Here is an 18,768-nt window from a genome sequence, read left to right as displayed (position 1 = left end):
GTTGCCATGGGGGATTAGCTTTTTTTGTTAACTAATACATTAAATTTAAGGTCATTCACCTCTATTTCTGTTCCGCCCTGTAATTGCTCCACTAAATCCAAGCTATCTGCCAAAATTTCCGTGCAAATATAGTTATTATAGTTTATAATCGCCGATTTGAGCGAGTCCACGCTCTCTACCGTTACGTCAATTCTGTCAGTCAGTTCAAAACCACTGTCTTTCCGGATTTTTTGTATACGATTTACCAGCTCGCGTGCATTTCCTTCGTCCTGTAACTGGTCAGTAATAGTAATATCCAGCGCTACCGTTAAAGCACCTTTATTCGCGACTGTCCATCCAGGAATATCTTCGGAAATTATTTCAACATCAGAGAGTTGTATCTGCAATTGCTCGCCGTCAACAGCCAGGTTGAAATGGCCGTCGCGCTCAATAGTAGCAATATCTGTATCCGTGAACGCACCAATGAATGCAGCTACGGTTTTCATCTTCGCACCCATTTTGCTACCGAGCGATTTGAAGTTCGGTTTAATCTTTTTCTTGATAAAACCTCCCGTTTCGGTAAGATAATCAATCCCTTTGACATTTACCTCACTTTTTATCAGATCTTCCACTTTTTCCAACTGCTCTTTCATGTGATTATTGGGAACAGGAATCAGGATCTTCTGAAGTGGTTGTCTTACCTTGATATTCACCTTCTTACGCAAGGATAATACCAGTGAGGAAATATCCTGGGCCAGCTGCATCCTTTCTTCCAGATCACTATCAATGGCAGCGGAGTCAGACACCGGAAAATCAGTGTGGTGGATAGATTTCGCCTCAAGGCGTCCACTTACACGGTTCAGGTTGTTAAACATCCAGTCTGTGAAGAATGGGGAAACCGGGGCCATCAATTGTGTAATTTTTTCCAAACATTCGTATAATGTCTGGTAGGCACTGATTTTGTCATGGCCATAGTCTCCTTTCCAGAACCGGCGACGGCATAAACGCACGTACCAGTTGCTCAGGTGCTCGTCCACAAAAGATTCAATAGCCCTGCCGGCCTGTGTAGGCTCATAATCATCAAAGTAGCTGGTCACGTCCCTGATGAGGGAGTTCAGTACCGAGATGATCCAGCGGTCAATTTCCGGACGCTCCTGTAAGGGGATGTATGCTTCGCTGAATGTAAACTTATCAAGATTAGAATACATAGCAAAGAAATTATATGTATTGTACAAAGTACCGAAGAGCTTGCGTTGCGCTTCTCCGATGCCTTTTACGTCAAATTTGAGGCTGTCCCAGGGGGAAGCATTGGTGATCAGGTACCAACGGGTGGCATCTGCACCATATTGGTCGATCGTCTCAAACGGATTCACCACGTTGCCCAGACGCTTACTCATCTTCTGCCCGTTCTTATCCAGTACCAAACCATTGGAAACCACGGTTTTATAGGCCACATTATCGAACAGCATCACACCAAGGGCATGCAAAGTATAGAACCAGCCACGGGTCTGGTCAACACCTTCCGCAATGAAATCGGCAGGGAATGCTTCCCCTTTATCCAGCAATTCCTTGTTTTCAAACGGATAATGCCACTGTGCGTAGGGCATAGCTCCACTGTCGAACCACACATCTATCAGGTCTGGTTCGCGGCGCATCGGCTTGCCGGAAGGACTTACCAACACGATATCATCCACATAAGGTTTATGCAAATCGAGGATACCCTCATGCAGGTAGGACTTGTTGACGTCACCACCCAGCACTTCATTTGCTTTACGAATTTCGGTGTTCAGTTCCTCGATACTGCCAATGCATATTTCCTCGCTGCCATCTTCGGTGCGCCAGATGGGTAATGGAGTTCCCCAGTAGCGGCTGCGGCTCAAGTTCCAGTCCACCATGTTCTCCAGCCAGTTTCCGAAACGGCCGGTGCCGGTGAAGGCCGGTTTCCAGTTGATGGTCTTGTTCAGTTCCACCATCCGGTCTTTCAGCGCAGTGGTTTTAATGAACCATGCATCCAGCGGGTAATACAATACCGGTTTGTCTGTACGCCAGCAGTGAGGATAAGTGTGCTCGTATTTTTCTACTTTAAAGGCCCGGTTCTCTTTCTTCAGCTTCACAGCGATGTCCACATCCACATCTTTGTAATCCGGATCATCTTTGTAATTTTTCACATATCTACCGGAAAACTCACCCACGTTATCCGTGAACTTACCTTCACGGTCTACCAGCGTCAAGATGCCGATGCCGTATTTTTTACCGACGCGGTTGTCATCCGCACCGAAAGCAGGAGCGGTATGCACGATACCGGTACCGTCTTCTGTAGTCACAAAGTCGCCGATGATCACACGGAATGGGTCGCCTTCTTCCGGCTGTGTATAGGGCAGCAGCTGCTCGTAACGGATATTTTCCAGCTGGCTGCCTTTGAAGCTCGCCAGTATTTTCCACGGAATTACTTTGTCGCCTTCCTGGTAGGCTGCGAAGTCGGCATTTTCGCCTTCTGCTTTGAGGTACTTGCCCAGCAGGTCTTTTGCCATCACCACATTCACCGGCAAGTGGGTGTACTGGTTGAGCGTGCTCACCAGCACGTACTGAATATTGGCGCCGACGGTCAAACCAAGGTTGGAAGGTAAAGTCCATGGAGTGGTGGTCCAGGCCAGGAAGAAGACCTCCTCTGACCCGGCGGCATCAAACAGGAATTTGGAATTCGCTGCGTTTTTCGCCTTGAACATGGCTACCACGGTGGTATCCTTTACATCTTTGTAAGTACCCGGTTGGTTCAGTTCGTGAGAACTGAGACCAGTTCCCGCAGCTGGAGAATACGGCTGGATGCTCACGCTTTTGTATAACAGGCCTTTTTTGTACAGGGTCTGTAAACTCCACCAGAGGGATTCAATGTATTTATTGTCAAATGTGATATAAGGATCTTTCAGATCTACCCAATAGCCCATTTTCCGGGTGAGGTCATCCCATTTGTCTTTATATTTCAGAACTTCTTTACGGCAGGTCTCGTTATAATCCGCGACAGAGATTTTTTTACCAATATCTTCTTTAGTAATTCCCAGGGTCTTTTCCACGCCCAGTTCCACTGGCAATCCATGGGTATCCCATCCGCCTTTGCGTTTTACCTGAAAACCTTTCATGGTTTTATAGCGGCACACCAGATCTTTCAGGGTGCGTGAAATCACGTGGTGAATACCTGGCAAACCATTAGCACTGGGAGGGCCTTCATAAAATACGAATGGCGTGGCGCCATCCCGTACTTCCACGCTTTTCTCAAAAGCCTGGTGAAGCTCCCATTGCTGTAATATATCTTTCTCTATCTGAGGTAAATTCAGCTGGTTATATTCCTGATATTTGCTGGACATAAAACAATTCCCCGCCCTTTGATGTTATTTAGACAATAATTGATTAAAATTGTGCGAAGTTAAGAAAATACGATGGCACCTAAAGGGGCAACTTTCCCAAAAACGGCGGTTTTGAAATTTTTTTCGTAAATTTCTTAGTAATTTACAATAAAGAGTATTTATTTTACGTTTTTGGCATTGTTTTAGCTCTTTGCCAGGAAGAATTAGAAAAACCTAAGTCAGTTAATTTTAACCCAACGCGGATAAACCATATCTTGATTTATGAAAAAGTTGACGTTAATTTTTTGTGCAGTATTGATTACTTCCGGCACAACTTTTGCACAGCAAAAAAAATCAGTTAAGAAAACAAAAACAGTTGCGAAAAAGGTGGAGGCACCTGCAGCAGTTAAAAGTTCTTTTGATCAGGCCTTTGCCGGAACTACAGACGCCAAGTGGACTAAGACAAGTGCTGGCCACTGGAGTGTAAGTTTCCACAAAGACAACATACAAACACTCGCTGAGTATGACGCCGATGGCAAATGGATTGCCACGAGAAGTTCATACGACGCGCAGACACTGCCGGAATCAGTGGCAGGTACACTGAAAACAAAATATCCGGCAGCCACCATAAAAGATGGCTGGAAAATTGAAAGAGCAGATGTAGCTGCTTATTACAAAGTAAACATTCAGGACAATGGTGCAGATAAAGCAGTGTTGTTGAACGAAGCAGGCACCGTCACTGAATAATTAAACACGTATTTCATAGGTATAGGGATAAATAGGACAGACCCTGCTCTTTTGGGCGGGGTTTTTCATTTTATATCACCAGCAACAAAGCGCATGGATACTCGCACCCCAGCGCTTCTCCGGCAACGGCCCCATCTCCAGTAACAATGTTCCACCTTCCATTAACTGCTGATGCGTGGAAAAAGGAGGATGCAACACCTCGCCATTTAACCAGGCCCGCTGGATATACTGATTCTTCGTTGAACAATGACACGCTATTATCGTGAACTGCTTACCTCGTGGCAACCGGATGGTAGCCTTATTGAACACAGGACTTCAGGTAAGAAATGTGAAACCCGGGCTCCTTACCCATGGAAAATTGACCTACCAATCCGGTAGTGGCCGGAAAGCGATGCCAGAAGTCATACCGCGGCATTGCCGGAACAGTGCGGAACAGCTCGTCCAATCGCTTTTCAAAGGCTTTTTCTCCCACCGACAGTTGCGGCATGACAGTGCGCGTTTTTTCTTCCGAAAGACTATTCATACGCCACTGCGATCCGTGGTATTTTTATCCCTTTGCACAATGCATCCAGAAAAATAATAGTGCTGTAAAAACCATTCATACAGGGATGATCTCCATACAACCGCGGAAACGTGGGCGCACCCATCCGCCCTGCTCGTACATGGTCACACAGGCATCCGGCATATCCTCCTGCTCCGGATGCAGGACCATGCGCAAAGGATGCAGCACCTGGTAAGTATCCCAGGTAGCATCATCCACATAAAAAGGATGATGGGCTACATTAACTTTTTTATTGTAACCACTATAGCAAAGTGTATCTTCTGTAATATTCACCATTCGTTCATGACGACAATACAGTACGGTGTAAAATGATCTGCGCTGCGCCTGTGTTCCGTCTTCCACCTGAATTTAACCAGCCACTTCCTGCCAGTGGCGCCGGCCTTCTGCCATGATAACTTCCATGTCACGCCCTGCCATTTCTTTTTGAAAATTTTGTTTTGCCTGTTCCTGAGAAACATAGAATGGCATATTGTAAAACAACTGCGTTCACATTTCGATCAGGAAACTGCACGTAGGGCCAGCTGTCTGAAACGAAGCCTGCCGTTATGGCCGTATTAAATCTGCCATATACGTACACCGGAACACCTGCATGAAAAATTGTCCTGGCAGTAAAAGTATTTCCCGAAAAATTCAGGGGAGTAGCGAACAATAATTTACGGTCAGCATCATGCGGAAACTCCACACGGATACTGTCTTCAATGAGCATGGTGCTGTAATAACGCGGATATATTGCCGATAGCGGGTCCATATATTCTTCCGGCGGCGATTCACAGCCAACGAAGAAAACAGGATTCATCGTGTAGGCGGTCCCGTTATGACAGTTAAAAGGGGTTATTTGCCGTATTCCAGCACAGCCATCACAGGAAAATGGCAGATATTGCCGCCCACTGTTGGCCATTTCCTGGAAGAAAGCTCCTATACCGAGCCGGCATCTGTTCTTGAAATATGTGATTGTATGTTACACTTACGGGGCGGCTTATGAAACAGAATGTGCCGAAGCTATTGCCCACTGCTGAAAATTTAAAAGTCGCCCCACAGAAGTGAGGCGACTTTATAAAATCTGGTAAAAAACTTCTCTGGTAATTGAACTTGTGTTCCTTTGGTGTTTGATAAAAAACGCAAGTTTAAAATTTATGGCTTTACTGAATGTAATCACCAGAAAAGTCTCTTCCCATGGTCAAATCTAATAAGGAAGCTTTGAAGGTTCACAGATAGAAATCTGTCCGTCGTTTTAACAGTTACAAAGTAACAGTGTTATTTCCGACTGCGGTTTTCAATTCGGGAAAAGAAATGATCAAAGCGGGAAATTGCAAAAAAAATGCTGATGGCTATGGACCATCAGCATTTATCAAAAGTCTTTCTAATTGATAATCAACGAAGTAACAACTCGCAAGGTTTTAATCCTGTATGTTTTTTAAAGGCAGTAGAGAAGTGGGAAATGCAGGAGTAACCCATGAGCATTGCTACTTCAGACACAGACATGCCTTTTTCGTACAACAGGCCTTTGGCCTTCTCCATCCTTTCTTTCTGGAAATAGTCATAGATGGTGGTACCGTACATAGCTTTAAAGCCTTTTTTCAGGTAACATTCATTCATGGCTACTTTGCGGGCCAGATCGCGGATGGTTATAGGGGAATCCAGTTGTTCCAGTAAGATACTTCTTGCTTTTTCAATTTTCTCCCGATCTTCCAGATGTGTGAGGAAGCGGCAGCCATAGCGTTCGTCGGGATCATTCTGCATAAACTGGTCTGAACTGTACAGCAGTAAGTCCAGGGCGCGGCTTTGCAGGAAGATGTTCTTCAGCATTCCTTCATAGTCATGATGTACCATGGTTTCCAGCACCGATTTGGATTTGGTGCAGGGCTGGATGGTTTTCACGAAAGGTTTGCGGGTCTGGTTCTCGAAAAGGGAGAACGAGGTGGTATTTTTCTGAAGCGACTGAATAAACGCGGGCTGGAACCTGACAGTGATAAGGTCTACAGAAGGGACCTTGTCCTTACAGGCTTCCTTATTGCCTTCCGCACATAACTGGTCAGTGCAGGCGGGATTTTTACAATATTTGCTGCCGGCCACACAATAGCGTAGTTCTATTGCGGCGGACTGCCCTCTTTTAGCCGGCTGGTACACAACCATGGCTACGTCTTCCACCGGCAGCGGCTTGTCATAAACAAAGCGCTGCAATGTAAAGTCCAGGCAATCCGGGACAGTCACGCTATCCTGCTCCGCCAGCTGTAGCTGGTCGCTCATGGCGGGCTGCGGGATTGCTAATGCCAGTATTTCCTGAATTTCTTTCACTTTACCTGATGTTTTAAAACCGGGACAAATTTAACACTTCCAATTTTAATCAAATACATTTTGACAATACACTTACAAAGCATTCCTAACATAAAGAATAATTTCCACATATTTGGAGTACTGTGGCAGCAATCAATTGGTATAAATTTCGTTTATTCATAACAGATGGAACACAGGAAAAGGAAATTACCACGGACCGTCAGGATTATTCTGACCGTATTGTCCATGCTGCTGATACTGGTGTGCTGTACAGCCTGGTACCTTAATCACCACTGGACCAAGCTATTACGCAAGGAACTATCTGGCTATGTGACGGATTTATCAGACAGCCTGTATACTGTACAATTCAAAGAATTGCATCTCAATGTGCTTTCCGGCAGCCTGACAGTGGACAAGGCCACCATGACGCTGGACTCAGCGGTATACCAGCGCATGCTGGCGGATCATCGTGCTCCGGAAAACACCTACCTCATCAGTGTAGAGAAACTACAACTGCGGTATTTTAAACCGTGGCGGTATTTCATCAAAAAGGAGCTGAGCGCCGGGGCCTTGATTGTGACCGGGCCGAGCATTGTGATGGAACAGAACAGCACTGTCAGGGACACGACCCGGCCCCGTACCGCTTATGAGGACATATCCTCCAAAATGAAATCTATCTTCATCGGGCGCCTGCAGCTGGACAATACCAATTTTAAATATGTATTTACCCGGAGCGATTCCTCCCGCGTGATACATCAGTTCCGCAACCTACGGGTAGGCGTAAACGATTTTCTGATTGATTCTGTGGCACTGCATGATCCTACCCGCTACCTGTACGCCCGCAACTATGAAATCGGTATGCGGGATTATATGAACCGTACCCGCGACAGCCTCTACTGGATGTATGTACGCGGTATCCGCTACGATGCGGCCGAAAGAACGCTGAACATCGGCCAGTTTGAGATACAGCCCCGCTACGACAAAACGCAGTTCCAGCAGCAGACTGGTGGCATACAACAGGACCGCTACGAGCTGTTGTTTAATGATATCAAGGTACAGGAGCTGGACCCGCGGCTGTTGCTTCAGGAGCAGCAGGTATGGGCCCGGCGGATCAATATCGGCAATGGCAGGCTGCATATTTATCGTGACCGGATCTTACCGATGCCTCCGGAAGATAAACCGGGGCAGTTTCCCAACCAGGTACTGCAAAAGCTGCATCTGCCATTAAAAATAGATACCCTTACCGGCAACAATGTGGAGTTACAGTATGCCGAGCTAAGCCCTGTATCCCAGCAGCTGGGCCAGATTAACTTCAGTCATATACATGCCAGGTTGACCAATATCACCAATATTGATTCCATGGTGGCCCGGAACAACCACTGTATTGCCGATTTCGACGCTATTTTCATGCAAAGCGGCAAGTTGAGGGCCCGGTTTGACTTCACCCTTAACAACCCTGCCGGCCAATTTGCCGTGTCCGGGCAGCTGGAAAACATGAACGGCAAAGACCTGAACAGCGTGACCCGGCCGCTGGGCATGATAGAAATAAGGTCCTGTAACATCCGGGACCTGAATTTTAATATCCGGGGAGATGAGCGAAAAGCCGCCGGCAGCGTTACCATGCTGTACGATAACCTGAAAATAGCCATCCTGAAGCAGGACAAAGAGCATAAAAACTATAGCCGTAAAGGATTGATGAGTTTTGTGGCCAATGTGATGGTCATTAAAGATGGGAACCCTCTTCCCGGAGAGAAGGTACGGGTCGCCAACCCCACCCATGTACGGGATGTCCAGAAGTCATTTTTTAACCTGGTGTGGAAAACATTATTCGCCGGCGTGAAAGAGACTGCCGGGGCGGGAAAATTATAAGGGCAAAAAAGTGGCATCCATCCCACTCAAAAACAGCTATTCTTTTATGGAAATCAGGCTTATTTTTCGTATTTTTGCATGATTGTCTACCGATTTTGTTTCTAAACGATTTTACACCAACATATGAGCGAAGAATTAGTGCAAGCAACCAGCCCCAGCAACGGATATGATGCGGGGAGTATTCAGGTATTGGAAGGACTGGAAGCGGTGCGCAAGCGTCCGGCCATGTATATTGGCGACATTGGCATCAAAGGACTTCACCACCTGGTATATGAAGTCGTGGATAACTCCATCGACGAGGCCCTGGCTGGCTACTGCAAAAATATCGATGTAACGATCTGCGAGGATAACTCTATCCGGGTAAAGGATGACGGTCGTGGTATCCCCACCGGCATCCATCCTAAAGAAGGACGTTCCGCCCTGGAAGTGGTAATGACCGTGCTCCATGCCGGCGGTAAATTTGATAAAAACACCTATAAAGTATCCGGCGGTCTGCACGGGGTGGGTGTCAGCTGCGTAAACGCACTGAGCTCCATGCTGCATGTGACCGTACAAACTGAAGGTAAACTGTTTGAACAGGAATACCACCGTGGTATCCCTCAGTATGCTGTACGGGAAATCGGCGTGAGCGAAACTACCGGTACTACCGTTCACTTCCAGCCGGATAACGAAATATTCAAGGAAACGACCTACAACCGGGAAATCCTGGCCGGCCGTTTAAGGGAACTGGCTTACCTGAACCGTAAGATCCGCATCACCCTGTCCGACGAACGTGAAAAAGACGAAGAAGGCAATATCTTCTCTGAAACTTTCTACAGCGAAGGCGGTATCCTCGAATTTATCCAGATGCTGGATAAGAACGGCCGCCGTAACCCGCTGCTGCCTGCACCTATCTACGTAGAAGCCCACGACCCGGAATCCAACGTAGCGGTGGAAGTAGCCCTGGTTTATAACGAAGCGTTCAGTGAGAACATCTTCTCCTACGTTAATAATATCAACACCATCGAAGGCGGTACACACGTGGCCGGTTTCCGCCGTGCCATCACCCGTGTATTTAAAGCCTATGGCGATAAAAACAAGCTGTTTGAGAAATCAAAAGTAGAAGTAACCGGTGACGACTTCCGTGAAGGCCTCAGCGCTATCATCAGCGTAAAAGTGCCGGAACCACAGTTTGAAGGCCAGACCAAAACCAAACTCGGCAACTCCGATGTAATGGGTGTGGTGGACAGCTCCGTGGCTTCCGTACTGGATGCCTTCCTCGAGGAACATCCCCGTGAAGCCAAAACGGTGATCAACAAGGTGGTGCTGGCAGCACAGGCCCGTGAAGCGGCCCGTAAAGCCCGCCAGCTGGTGCAACGTAAGAGCGTAATGACCGGCAGCGGCCTTCCTGGTAAACTGGCAGACTGCTCCGACAATGATCCTGTAAAATGTGAACTGTTCCTCGTCGAAGGTGACTCCGCGGGTGGTACTGCCAAACAAGGCCGTAACCGTAACTTCCAGGCTATCCTGCCGCTCCGTGGTAAAATCCTCAACGTGGAAAAAGCCATGGAACATAAGATCTACGAAGACAACGAGATCAAAAATATCTTCACCGCCCTTGGCGTTACCATCGGTACCGAAGAAGACGATAAAGCCCTGAACCTCACCAAACTCCGCTATCACAAGCTGATCATCATGACGGATGCGGACGTGGACGGTAGCCACATCGCCACCCTGATCCTCACCTTCGTATTCCGTTACATGAAAGCCATGGTGGAGCAGGGTTATGTATATATTGCACAACCACCGCTGTACCTCGTTAAAAAAGGCAAGGAACAAATCTACGCCTGGACAGAGGAACAGCGTAAAGCCGCTACCACACAACTGGCTGCTGGTGGTAAAGAAGACAGCGTAAACACACAACGTTATAAAGGTCTGGGTGAGATGAACGCAGAACAGCTGTGGGACACTACCATGGACCCAGAAAGACGTACGCTGAAACAGGTGACCATCGAAAGCGCTGCTGAAGCAGACCGCGTATTCAGCATGCTTATGGGCGACGAAGTACCTCCGCGCAGAGCATTTATTGAATCACATGCGAAATACGCAAAGATCGACGCATAACCCCATGATGGCCATGATTATCGCTAATTTCACTGATTAGCGAAGATCGAAGCGAAGAATATTATCAGTATAATCTTAGTATAAAAAGAACATCGCCCACCGATATAATCAGTGGGCGATGTTCTTTTTTATATTTAATGGTATTCTCTGCTTTAATCTTCGCTAATCAGCGAAATCAGCAATAATCATGGCCATCATAGTTACTCCCTGGAGATAATATAGTTTGCCAGCAGCTGGTACAGGAACACTCCGATCAGCATAACGGCCACGAATATATTAGCGTAGTCATTGGTGATGAACGCGAAGATGATCCCCAAAAGTCCTATGACAGCCAATGACAGGGTATAAATACGGAATATCTTTTTGTTTTTCTTTGACTCAGGCGCGTACATACTAGACACAGGCAACAGCAATACGCCGGAACAGATAGCAACAGCCAGCAGACCGGGGATGGCCGTAATCCAGTAGGCAGCTGCGGCCAACAGTGCCACCAACAGCAGGCCACCTACCATCGTGGAAACTTTAATCTGCTGCGGTGTTAATGCATAACGACCGTAAGGGTTCAGCCGCAGGAACAGGTTGCTCACCGGCGCTATCAGCCATGTAGATAGTGCCACCAGTGCCAGCAACACATATAATGGAAAGAACACCTTGCTGGCAATCTGCGTAAAAATGAAGAGGCCGGCAATGATCAGCCACTGCATACCTGCCTTTTGCCTTCCCATAAAAAAAGCGTAGTTCAGGAACTGGCGATACAGCCAGTAACGGGCTTTCATGGCCTGCACCATGCCGCTCTTGGCCCATTGCTGGTTAGGGTCCAGCTTCAGCGATTCCCTGAAATGCTCCAGGGCTTTCCGGTGGTCGCCGGCTTCCAGCCATTTCCAGCCCAGATTAGCGTGGGTATAGGCATTTTCCGGGTTATGTTCCAGCGCTTCATGCAAATTGGAAAACGCCTCCTCTTTTTTGCCCAGGTTAAACAGCGCATTGGACCGGAGGTTGAGGCATACCAGGTTCTCCGGGTCTATTGCCAGTCCTTCCTGCGCCTTCTGCAGGGCGCCCTGATAATCCTTTTTAAACAGCAGTATCTGGCTCCACATGCCGAAGTAGTCTGCCTGATAGGGATGGACAGCGACCGCTTCACTGATAGCCTGCAAGGCCTCGTTGTACTGGTTTTTGTTGAGCGCTATCCGGGCTTTCAGGTACAGGAACCGGTCGTCGTCCGGAGCAAAGCTCAAGGCATTGTTGACCACTTGTTCCCCTTCCTCTGTTTTGCCCATTTCGAGGTAACAGATAGCCAGCAGGAAGAGCGCATCGATATCATTGGCGCTGGTGCTGAGATGTTGTTTCAGGGTGGTCAGCGCATCCTGGTAACGCCCTTGTTGCAGCAGTAACTGGGCACGCTGAATGAGTACAGCCATAGTTATTTCTTTATATCCAGGTATTTCAGCACATCATCGTACAGGCCGGCCTCATTGGAATACAAGGCATAGTTACGGGCAGTGTTGAACCATTCCCGTGTAGTAGGCTTATGAATTTTGATAGCTTTCACCAGTTCTTTTTGCGATATAGGTTGTGGCACTCCTTTCTGCAATGCTTCGAGGAGTTTATCTTCCACGGCGAGGTCCACGATAGCCTTCAGGTCAGCGCCGGAATAGCCGGCCGTTGCTTTCGCGAGGGCTTTATAATCCACGTCGGATACGGGTTTATTGCGCAGTTGCAGTTTCAGGATGGATTCGCGGCCATCTGTATCAGGAGGGGCCACGAAGATGATGCGGTCAAAACGGCCGGGGCGGCGGAAAGCCGGGTCGAGGCTCCAGGGCGCATTAGTAGCCCCGATGATCAGCACATTTTCATTATTTGCAGCGATACCGTCCATCTCTGCCAGGAACTGGTTGATCAGGTGGCTTGCACCGCTGTTGCGCATAGATGTACGGTTAGCGCCGAGCGCGTCTACTTCATCAAAAAAGAGCACGCAGGGCTTGCGTTGGCGAGCCAGTTCAAAGAGCGCATGCAGGTTCTTTTCGCTGTTGCCAATCCACATGTCCAATACATCGTGGATACCTACGTTGATAAATTCCGCCTGTATTTGTCCGGCGGTAGCTTTGGCCAGATAGGTTTTACCACATCCCGGAGGACCGTACAGTAAAATACCACCGCCTGCTTTTTTGCCATACGCTTTATAGAGGTCGGGGAACTGCAGGGGCTTGATGATTTTCAGGTCTATTTCCTGCTTTTCTCTTTCCATGCCGCCTACGTCGGAAAAATTCATATCCGGTTTTTCCAGCGTGAAAACTTTATCCGGATCTTCCATGGGCTCATCTTCCTCATAGGAGGTAGCGGTTTGTTGTTGCGGCAGGCGGAACTGGGCATCGAGGGCTTCGTCGCGGAAGCCCGGATTGAGCTGCAACAGATGCTGATAAATATCCTTTGCTGATTGCAGGGAATTTTCCTTTACCAGTATACGGCAGTGGAGCAGGAGTGCGTCAAAATGGTCCGGCTCATGATGTTCCAGTTGTTCCAATACAACTATAGCGGCAGAATATTTTTGCTGATGATAAAAGGTACGGGCCAGTCCTAGCTGGGCACCGGTATGGTCCGGCGACAGTTCCAGTACTTTGCGGTACTGTTCTTCTGCCTGCACATATTCATAATCCTGTAACAGCACCTGGGCCAGATGTAAGCGTAACGGCACATTCTCCGGTGAAAACTGCACTGCTTCCTGTAATTGTTTGACTACTTCCGATGACATAATGTGCTTTTATTAATGATAAAACTCGAACAGTAATAATACGGAATTACCCTACAAAAATATTGTTAATATTGACGTTGCCGCCTTCCTTTTGACTGCCTGCACTTCATTTATTTATTAACATTTTATTTAATTTAATTTTTATTACATATATTGCACATGAATTTATCCCTATGCCCGTATATTAACCGGTACACCTATTCCAATTAAGAATGGCTGGCGGCAGCATTTCTGCCGGCCAATCCCCCGGGTTTCCCTATGCAGCGGCACAAATACAGGACAGCATCAAATAACAAAACATATGCGTTTGAAAATCTTCGTATGGGCCGTTGTTGCAATCATTACAGGAGCAGGGCTTGCAGGTTGTTCCAAAAAGAAAGAGGCAACGCCTGAGGGCACTTTCACCTTCCGGGTAGGGGATATTACCTACCATTCCAACTCCACACAGGGTTACATTTCTGACACCGTTATTGCCGGCAAAAAAACGCTGATCATAGATGGTGTCACCAACAATTTCGCCAAACATATGGAGCTCATGATCACTTTCCCGAATGGCCTTCAGGCCGGACAGTACGATCAAAGCACCGGTGAAATGACGCTGATGGACATTCAGCAAAAAGAAGAGGGCTATATTACCAAAGCCATCTCCATCAAACTCGAAAGCATTAATAGTAAACAAGCGGAGGGTACATTCTCCGGCACTTTAATTAGTGGTGAAATAGAAAAACCTTTAACGGACGGGACTTTCAAAGTCTATTTTTAAGCAAGAACCGTTTAAAAAAACGAGAGAAACCCTGTCTGTTGAGACGGGGTTTTTTTTATGGGTAACAGGCACGGGCATATGGTCATTTTCGTATAGTCATCAGGGTTGTCTTAAGGAAATTATTGTTTAAGAACTGTTAAACAATTTCGCCATGACGCCTACGCCCCTGATTGTTAACATTGTTTTCATATGAATTCTTAAACCTGGTATTTTATTAACTTAATTGCATATCAACAAGGTTATTTTAAGATCATTTTAAGTAGTCCTTAACAATTTGGTAATGATCAGTTAACATTCTGGTTGCTTTGGAGTAGTTCTTTTGCACCTGTAAATACTTACAGGCTTTATGAAATCATTTGTCACGCTTTTAGCGAGCATTCTGGTCGTTTTATGTTTTAACAACACACAAGCGCAGATCACCACCTCCATCATCTCAGGTAAAGTAGCCGATCCTGCTGGTCAGGCTATCCCCGGTGTAACGGTGGTAGTATTAAACACCGCCACCGGCACTAAAAATGGTACACAGACCAACACCGACGGTCGTTACATTGTACCCAACCTTAATCCGGGCGGTCCTTACACTATAACCGTTTCTTTCATCGGTTATAAAAAAGAAGTAAAAGAAAATGTGAACCTGGCACTGGGTACTATCAACTTCAACTTTAAATTACAGGAAGAATCCACTGCACTGAGCGAAATCGTAGTTACCGGCAACACCGGCAGCAAAACAGGCGGCACCAAAATAGGACAGGAGCAGATCAAAAGCATCCCCAGCCTGAGCCGCAGCCTGCAGGACCTCACCAAGGTAACGCCGCAGAGCAACAACAACTCTTTCCTCGGTACCAACTATCGTTATAATAACGTAACTGTGGACGGTGCGATCAACAACGACGCGATCGGCTTCAGCCCTTCCCTCGGCGGTCAGAGCTCTACCAGCGGCCAGCCAGGAAGCAGCACCCGTACCAACCCTGTGTCTCTCGACGCGATCCAGGACGTACAGGTATTACTGGCTCCATTCGACGTGAAAGTAGGTAACTTCCTCGGTGGTAGCGTAAACGCTGTAACCCGCAGCGGTACCAACGAAGTACACGGTTCTATCTACGGTTACGGCCGTAACGCCTCTATGATTGGTAAAAACAACGCCGGTGACGGTTCCAAACTGCCCAGCGATTTCCATGAATACCAGGCAGGCGCCCGTGTTGGTTTCCCGATCATCAAAAACAAACTGTTCTTCTTCACCAACGAAGAAATCACCCGCCGTGTAGACCCGGTGATCCTCGCCGCAGGTTCTGCTGATGGTGGTGGCATCCTCACTGAAAAAGATGCTGCTGACATCACCGCCGTGATGAAATCTTATGGTGTGGATATCGGAACTGCCGGTAACACCAGCATCTATTCCAACTCCAATAAGTTCTTTAACAGACTGGATTGGCATATCAACGATAAACATCACCTGTCTCTCCGTAACAATACCATCACCTCCGAAGCTACCAACCTGGAACGTGACCAACAGAACTTCCGTTTCAAAGGCATCGACTTCAAACAGGTGAACAACCAATCTTCTACTGTTGCAGAGCTGAAAAGCACTTTCAACAGCACGCTCTCCAACAGCCTGATCCTGGGTTACTCCAGCGTTCATGACTACAGAGACCCGCTGTCTGATCCTGCTACTCCGCAGATCCAGATCAAAGGCCGTACTGCTGGTTCTACCATCTTCCTCGGTACTGACCGTGAAGCCAGCATCTTCAATATGAAACAGAAAACCTTTGAGGTTACCGATAACGTGACCATCTTCAAAGGCAACCACACCATCACAGTAGGTACCCACAACGAGTTTTACAACATCACTTACGGTTTCGTAAACTCCTGGAACGGTCGTATCGACTATAACAGCGTTGACTCTTTCCTCGCTAACATGCCTACCCGTGTACGTGGTAACTATAACTACGCTAACAACTCCCGCGATAACATCATGGCCAATCCTCCTGCACAGTTCAAAGTGAACCTGCTGAGCCTGTACGGTCAGGATGAAATCCAACTGACTGATCGCTTCAAAATCACTCCGGGTATCCGTTTAGACTATACTGGTATTCCGAACAAACAGCCTTTGAGTGACAAAACCACCAAAGCGCCTGTTGACGCAAACTACGGTAACACCTATTCATATACCAAACCTCAGGATATCAAAAACAGCTTCCTGAACAATGTGCAGATCTCTCCGCGTTTAGGTTTCAACTATGATATCAAAGGAGACAACAGCCTCGTACTGCGTGGAGGTACCGGTCTCTTCACCGGCCGTATTCCTTTCGCATGGTTAGGTTACGCTTACTACAACAACGGTGTAACTTATGGTGCTTACGACCAACGTTCTACCAAACCTTTCGTAAATGGTCCGATCCCTGCAGCTAAACCTTCTGCCAACGGTATCGCTGATTTCGCAGCCCAGAACGGTGCTAAAGTAACTGACGCTTCCGGTGCTACCCAGGTAGACCTGATCGACAACAACTTCAAAATGCCACAGGTATGGAGAAGCAGCCTGGCCCTGGAATACAATACCCGTGACCAGTGGAAATTCAGCATCGAAGGTATCTATACCAAAGTGATCAAAGACCTGATGTTCCAACAGATCAACCTGGTCGACAATCCTACCTACTACGCATATGACGTGAACAAACAACAGCCTATCTGGTCTGGTGCCAAAATCAATCCGTTATATACAAATGCTTACCTGTTGTCCAACACCGATAAAGGTTACCGCTACAGCATCACTGCTCAGGTGTCTAAATCCTTCCCGTTTGGTCTGAACTTTATGGCAGCCTACACTTACGGACAAGCTAAAGACATCACCAACGGTATCCGTAACTCCATGGAGTCTAACTGGCAGCTGAACCAGGCCCTGAACCCGAACAATCCGGCACTGGCTTACTCCAACTTCGACATCCGTAACCGTATCGTAGCTACTGTTGGTTACAAACATGGCTGGGATGCTAAAAACAAATGGGTTTCCAACTTCTCCGTGTTCTTTAACACCTCTTCCGGTTTACCTTATACCTATGGTTACGTAAACGCTACTGTACAGGGTACTCCTCAGCAGGTGAGCCTCGCTTACATCCCGAAAGATGTAGCGGATGCAACCAACTTCTTTGCTGATGCCGGTGGTAAAACTGCTGTTCAACAAGCAACAGAGTTCATGAACTACATCAACAATGACAAATACCTGAGCGGTCGTAAAGGCCAGTTCACTGAACGTAACGGTGGCCGTACACCATGGAACACACAGGCTGACTTCCGCTTTAGCCAGGATTTCAACTTCAAAGCCGGTAAATCCATGCACACCCTCACCCTCACTTACGATATCGTGAACGTGACCAACCTGATCAACAAAGACTGGGGTATTCAGTACTTCTCACCGAACACCTTCAACTCTTCTGCCAGCGTAGGTGCTACACCAACAGGAAAAGTAGTGAACAACTACCCTATCCTGAAACTGGAAAATCCGGGATCACCTTACTCCAAAGACTTCTTTGGTTCCCGTCACCAGATGCAACTGGGTCTGAGATACAGCTTCTAAGTTCAGATAACAACATAAAAAAAGCCGCAGGAATTAACTCCTGCGGCTTTTTCATTTTTATGATGTAGTTATTTGATGGTAAATACTGTTCTTACTTCAGCGCGAACTTTGATAGATTTGAAATCCAGTTCAGGAGCGCCACCACCAAGAGCATCAGCAGATTTATACATTGCATTGGCCATGATCTGCGGGCGGTAGTCAGCGTAGTTATCAGTGTTGATTTCCTGTACTTCGAGGATACCGTCGATGCTGTTACCGATAGCAGCCAGCATATATTCAGCTTTCTCTTTAGCAGCTTTTATAGCTTTGATTTTTACTTCCTTGCGGTACTGGTCCATTTTGCTGGAAGTATAAGAAGCGATGCGGGTACTTTCAACACCTTCCGCGTCTATGGCACCCAGGATATCGTTGATTTTGTCCAGTCTGGTCAGTTTCAGGCGATATTGCTTGCGGGTCATAAATTCAACCGGATCTTTTTTCTTGCGAAGGAAGAACTCATTGTTAAAGCCATTCACATTTTCGACGGTCAGGGTTTCTTTAGGCAATCCCGCATCAGCGATGGCTTTTACCAGTTGTTTTTCCAGGGTGGTGATGTCCACTTTTGTTTTCCCTTTTAAATATTCTCTCAGGGAGATGTCCAGGTTCAATTCATCAGGTGTGATCTCTATTTCAGCAGAGCCGTTCACTTCAATTTTCTTTACCTGTTTATTGTCAGCCTGTTGGGCAAAAGTGCTCAGAGCGAAGAATAATCCGGCGGCTAATAACATTACCTTTTTCATGTGTCTTTGTTTTTCTTATTTAAAAAAATTG

General features: G+C 47.1%; 14 protein-coding genes. 5 read left to right on the top strand and 9 right to left on the bottom strand.

Annotation, left to right across the window (positions count from 1 at the left end):
- Positions 1-14: 14 nt before the first annotated feature.
- A complete protein-coding gene (gene ileS, locus HHL17_RS04965) occupies positions 15-3,341 on the bottom strand; it encodes an isoleucine--tRNA ligase (protein WP_169223659.1) in 3,327 nt (1,108 codons plus the stop codon).
- 261 nt (positions 3,342-3,602) lie between these two features.
- On the opposite strand from ileS, the gene HHL17_RS04960 reads away from it, so the two are divergent.
- Complete coding sequence (locus HHL17_RS04960) at positions 3,603-4,067, top strand: PepSY-like domain-containing protein (RefSeq protein ID WP_169223658.1); 465 nt, start codon at positions 3,603-3,605, stop codon at positions 4,065-4,067.
- A 75-nt stretch (positions 4,068-4,142) separates the two neighbouring features.
- Here the strand turns inward: HHL17_RS04960 and HHL17_RS33925 are convergent, their stop codons facing one another.
- The 5 genes from HHL17_RS33925 to HHL17_RS33820 form a co-directional block, all read right to left on the bottom strand.
- Entirely contained in the window at positions 4,143-4,376 is a 234-nt protein-coding gene (locus tag HHL17_RS33925) for a glycoside hydrolase domain-containing protein (RefSeq protein ID WP_394353255.1), read from the bottom strand.
- Complete coding sequence (locus HHL17_RS04950; protein WP_169223656.1) at positions 4,366-4,554, bottom strand: glycoside hydrolase domain-containing protein; 189 nt, start codon at positions 4,552-4,554, stop codon at positions 4,366-4,368. The genes HHL17_RS33925 and HHL17_RS04950 overlap by 11 nt, the downstream gene beginning before the upstream one ends.
- Before the next feature lie 111 nt (positions 4,555-4,665).
- On the bottom strand, positions 4,666-4,971 hold the full coding sequence (locus HHL17_RS04945; protein ID WP_169223655.1) for a glycoside hydrolase domain-containing protein: 306 nt from the start codon (positions 4,969-4,971) through the stop codon (positions 4,666-4,668).
- Between the two features lie 61 nt (positions 4,972-5,032).
- Positions 5,033-5,425 carry a hypothetical protein gene (locus HHL17_RS04940; protein ID WP_169223654.1) on the bottom strand — a complete coding sequence of 131 codons (393 nt, stop codon included), beginning with the start codon at positions 5,423-5,425 and terminating at the stop codon, positions 5,033-5,035.
- A gap of 575 nt (positions 5,426-6,000) precedes the next feature.
- Positions 6,001-6,924 (bottom strand): helix-turn-helix domain-containing protein, encoded by a 924-nt coding sequence (locus HHL17_RS33820; protein ID WP_169223653.1) that lies wholly within the window; start codon positions 6,922-6,924, stop codon positions 6,001-6,003.
- A 165-nt stretch (positions 6,925-7,089) separates the two neighbouring features.
- On the opposite strand from HHL17_RS33820, the gene HHL17_RS04930 reads away from it, so the two are divergent.
- Positions 7,090-8,772, top strand: a complete 1,683-nt coding sequence (locus tag HHL17_RS04930; protein ID WP_169223652.1) for an AsmA family protein — start codon at positions 7,090-7,092, stop codon at positions 8,770-8,772.
- A gap of 123 nt (positions 8,773-8,895) precedes the next feature.
- Positions 8,896-10,875: a DNA topoisomerase (ATP-hydrolyzing) subunit B gene (gyrB, locus tag HHL17_RS04925; RefSeq protein WP_169223651.1), complete on the top strand. Its 1,980-nt coding sequence runs from the start codon at positions 8,896-8,898 to the stop codon at positions 10,873-10,875.
- A 200-nt stretch (positions 10,876-11,075) separates the two neighbouring features.
- On the opposite strand, the gene HHL17_RS04920 is transcribed toward gyrB, so the two are convergent.
- On the bottom strand, positions 11,076-12,293 hold the full coding sequence (locus HHL17_RS04920; protein WP_169223650.1) for a tetratricopeptide repeat protein: 1,218 nt from the start codon (positions 12,291-12,293) through the stop codon (positions 11,076-11,078).
- A gap of 2 nt (positions 12,294-12,295) precedes the next feature.
- Complete coding sequence (locus HHL17_RS04915) at positions 12,296-13,624, bottom strand: ATP-binding protein (protein ID WP_169223649.1); 1,329 nt, start codon at positions 13,622-13,624, stop codon at positions 12,296-12,298.
- A gap of 301 nt (positions 13,625-13,925) precedes the next feature.
- Here HHL17_RS04915 and HHL17_RS04910 point away from each other — a divergent pair, with 301 nt between their 5' ends.
- Together HHL17_RS04910 and HHL17_RS04905 are read left to right on the top strand one after the other, a co-directional pair.
- The gene (locus HHL17_RS04910) at positions 13,926-14,387 is read left to right on the top strand and encodes a hypothetical protein (RefSeq protein WP_169223648.1); all 462 of its coding nucleotides are present in this window, start codon (positions 13,926-13,928) and stop codon (positions 14,385-14,387) included.
- Between the two features lie 346 nt (positions 14,388-14,733).
- The gene (locus tag HHL17_RS04905) at positions 14,734-17,958 is read left to right on the top strand and encodes a TonB-dependent receptor (RefSeq protein WP_169223647.1); all 3,225 of its coding nucleotides are present in this window, start codon (positions 14,734-14,736) and stop codon (positions 17,956-17,958) included.
- A 68-nt stretch (positions 17,959-18,026) separates the two neighbouring features.
- Here HHL17_RS04905 and HHL17_RS04900 read toward each other — a convergent pair whose 3' ends face one another.
- Positions 18,027-18,737 carry an SIMPL domain-containing protein gene (locus HHL17_RS04900; protein WP_169223646.1) on the bottom strand — a complete coding sequence of 237 codons (711 nt, stop codon included), beginning with the start codon at positions 18,735-18,737 and terminating at the stop codon, positions 18,027-18,029.
- Positions 18,738-18,768: the final 31 nt, after the last annotated feature.

Origin of the sequence: Chitinophaga fulva (assembly GCF_012927205.1) — a bacterium.
GTDB lineage: Bacteria > Bacteroidota > Bacteroidia > Chitinophagales > Chitinophagaceae > Chitinophaga > Chitinophaga fulva.
This window is presented reverse-complemented; position numbering and strand designations above follow the sequence as displayed.

Excerpts from the sequence above, each read along its gene's own strand:
- ileS (WP_169223659.1), bottom strand. The coding sequence starts at position 3,341 with ATGTCCAGCAAATATCAGGAATATAACCAGCTGAATTTACCTCAGATA.
- HHL17_RS04960 (WP_169223658.1), top strand. The coding sequence starts at position 3,603 with ATGAAAAAGTTGACGTTAATTTTTTGTGCAGTATTGATTACTTCCGGC.
- HHL17_RS04950 (WP_169223656.1), bottom strand. The coding sequence starts at position 4,554 with ATGCCGCAACTGTCGGTGGGAGAAAAAGCCTTTGAAAAGCGATTGGAC.
- HHL17_RS04940 (WP_169223654.1), bottom strand. The coding sequence starts at position 5,425 with ATGAATCCTGTTTTCTTCGTTGGCTGTGAATCGCCGCCGGAAGAATAT.
- HHL17_RS04930 (WP_169223652.1), top strand. The coding sequence starts at position 7,090 with ATGGAACACAGGAAAAGGAAATTACCACGGACCGTCAGGATTATTCTG.
- gyrB (WP_169223651.1), top strand. The coding sequence starts at position 8,896 with ATGAGCGAAGAATTAGTGCAAGCAACCAGCCCCAGCAACGGATATGAT.
- HHL17_RS04920 (WP_169223650.1), bottom strand. The coding sequence starts at position 12,293 with ATGGCTGTACTCATTCAGCGTGCCCAGTTACTGCTGCAACAAGGGCGT.
- HHL17_RS04915 (WP_169223649.1), bottom strand. The coding sequence starts at position 13,624 with ATGTCATCGGAAGTAGTCAAACAATTACAGGAAGCAGTGCAGTTTTCA.
- HHL17_RS04910 (WP_169223648.1), top strand. The coding sequence starts at position 13,926 with ATGCGTTTGAAAATCTTCGTATGGGCCGTTGTTGCAATCATTACAGGA.
- HHL17_RS04905 (WP_169223647.1), top strand. The coding sequence starts at position 14,734 with ATGAAATCATTTGTCACGCTTTTAGCGAGCATTCTGGTCGTTTTATGT.
- HHL17_RS04900 (WP_169223646.1), bottom strand. The coding sequence starts at position 18,737 with ATGAAAAAGGTAATGTTATTAGCCGCCGGATTATTCTTCGCTCTGAGC.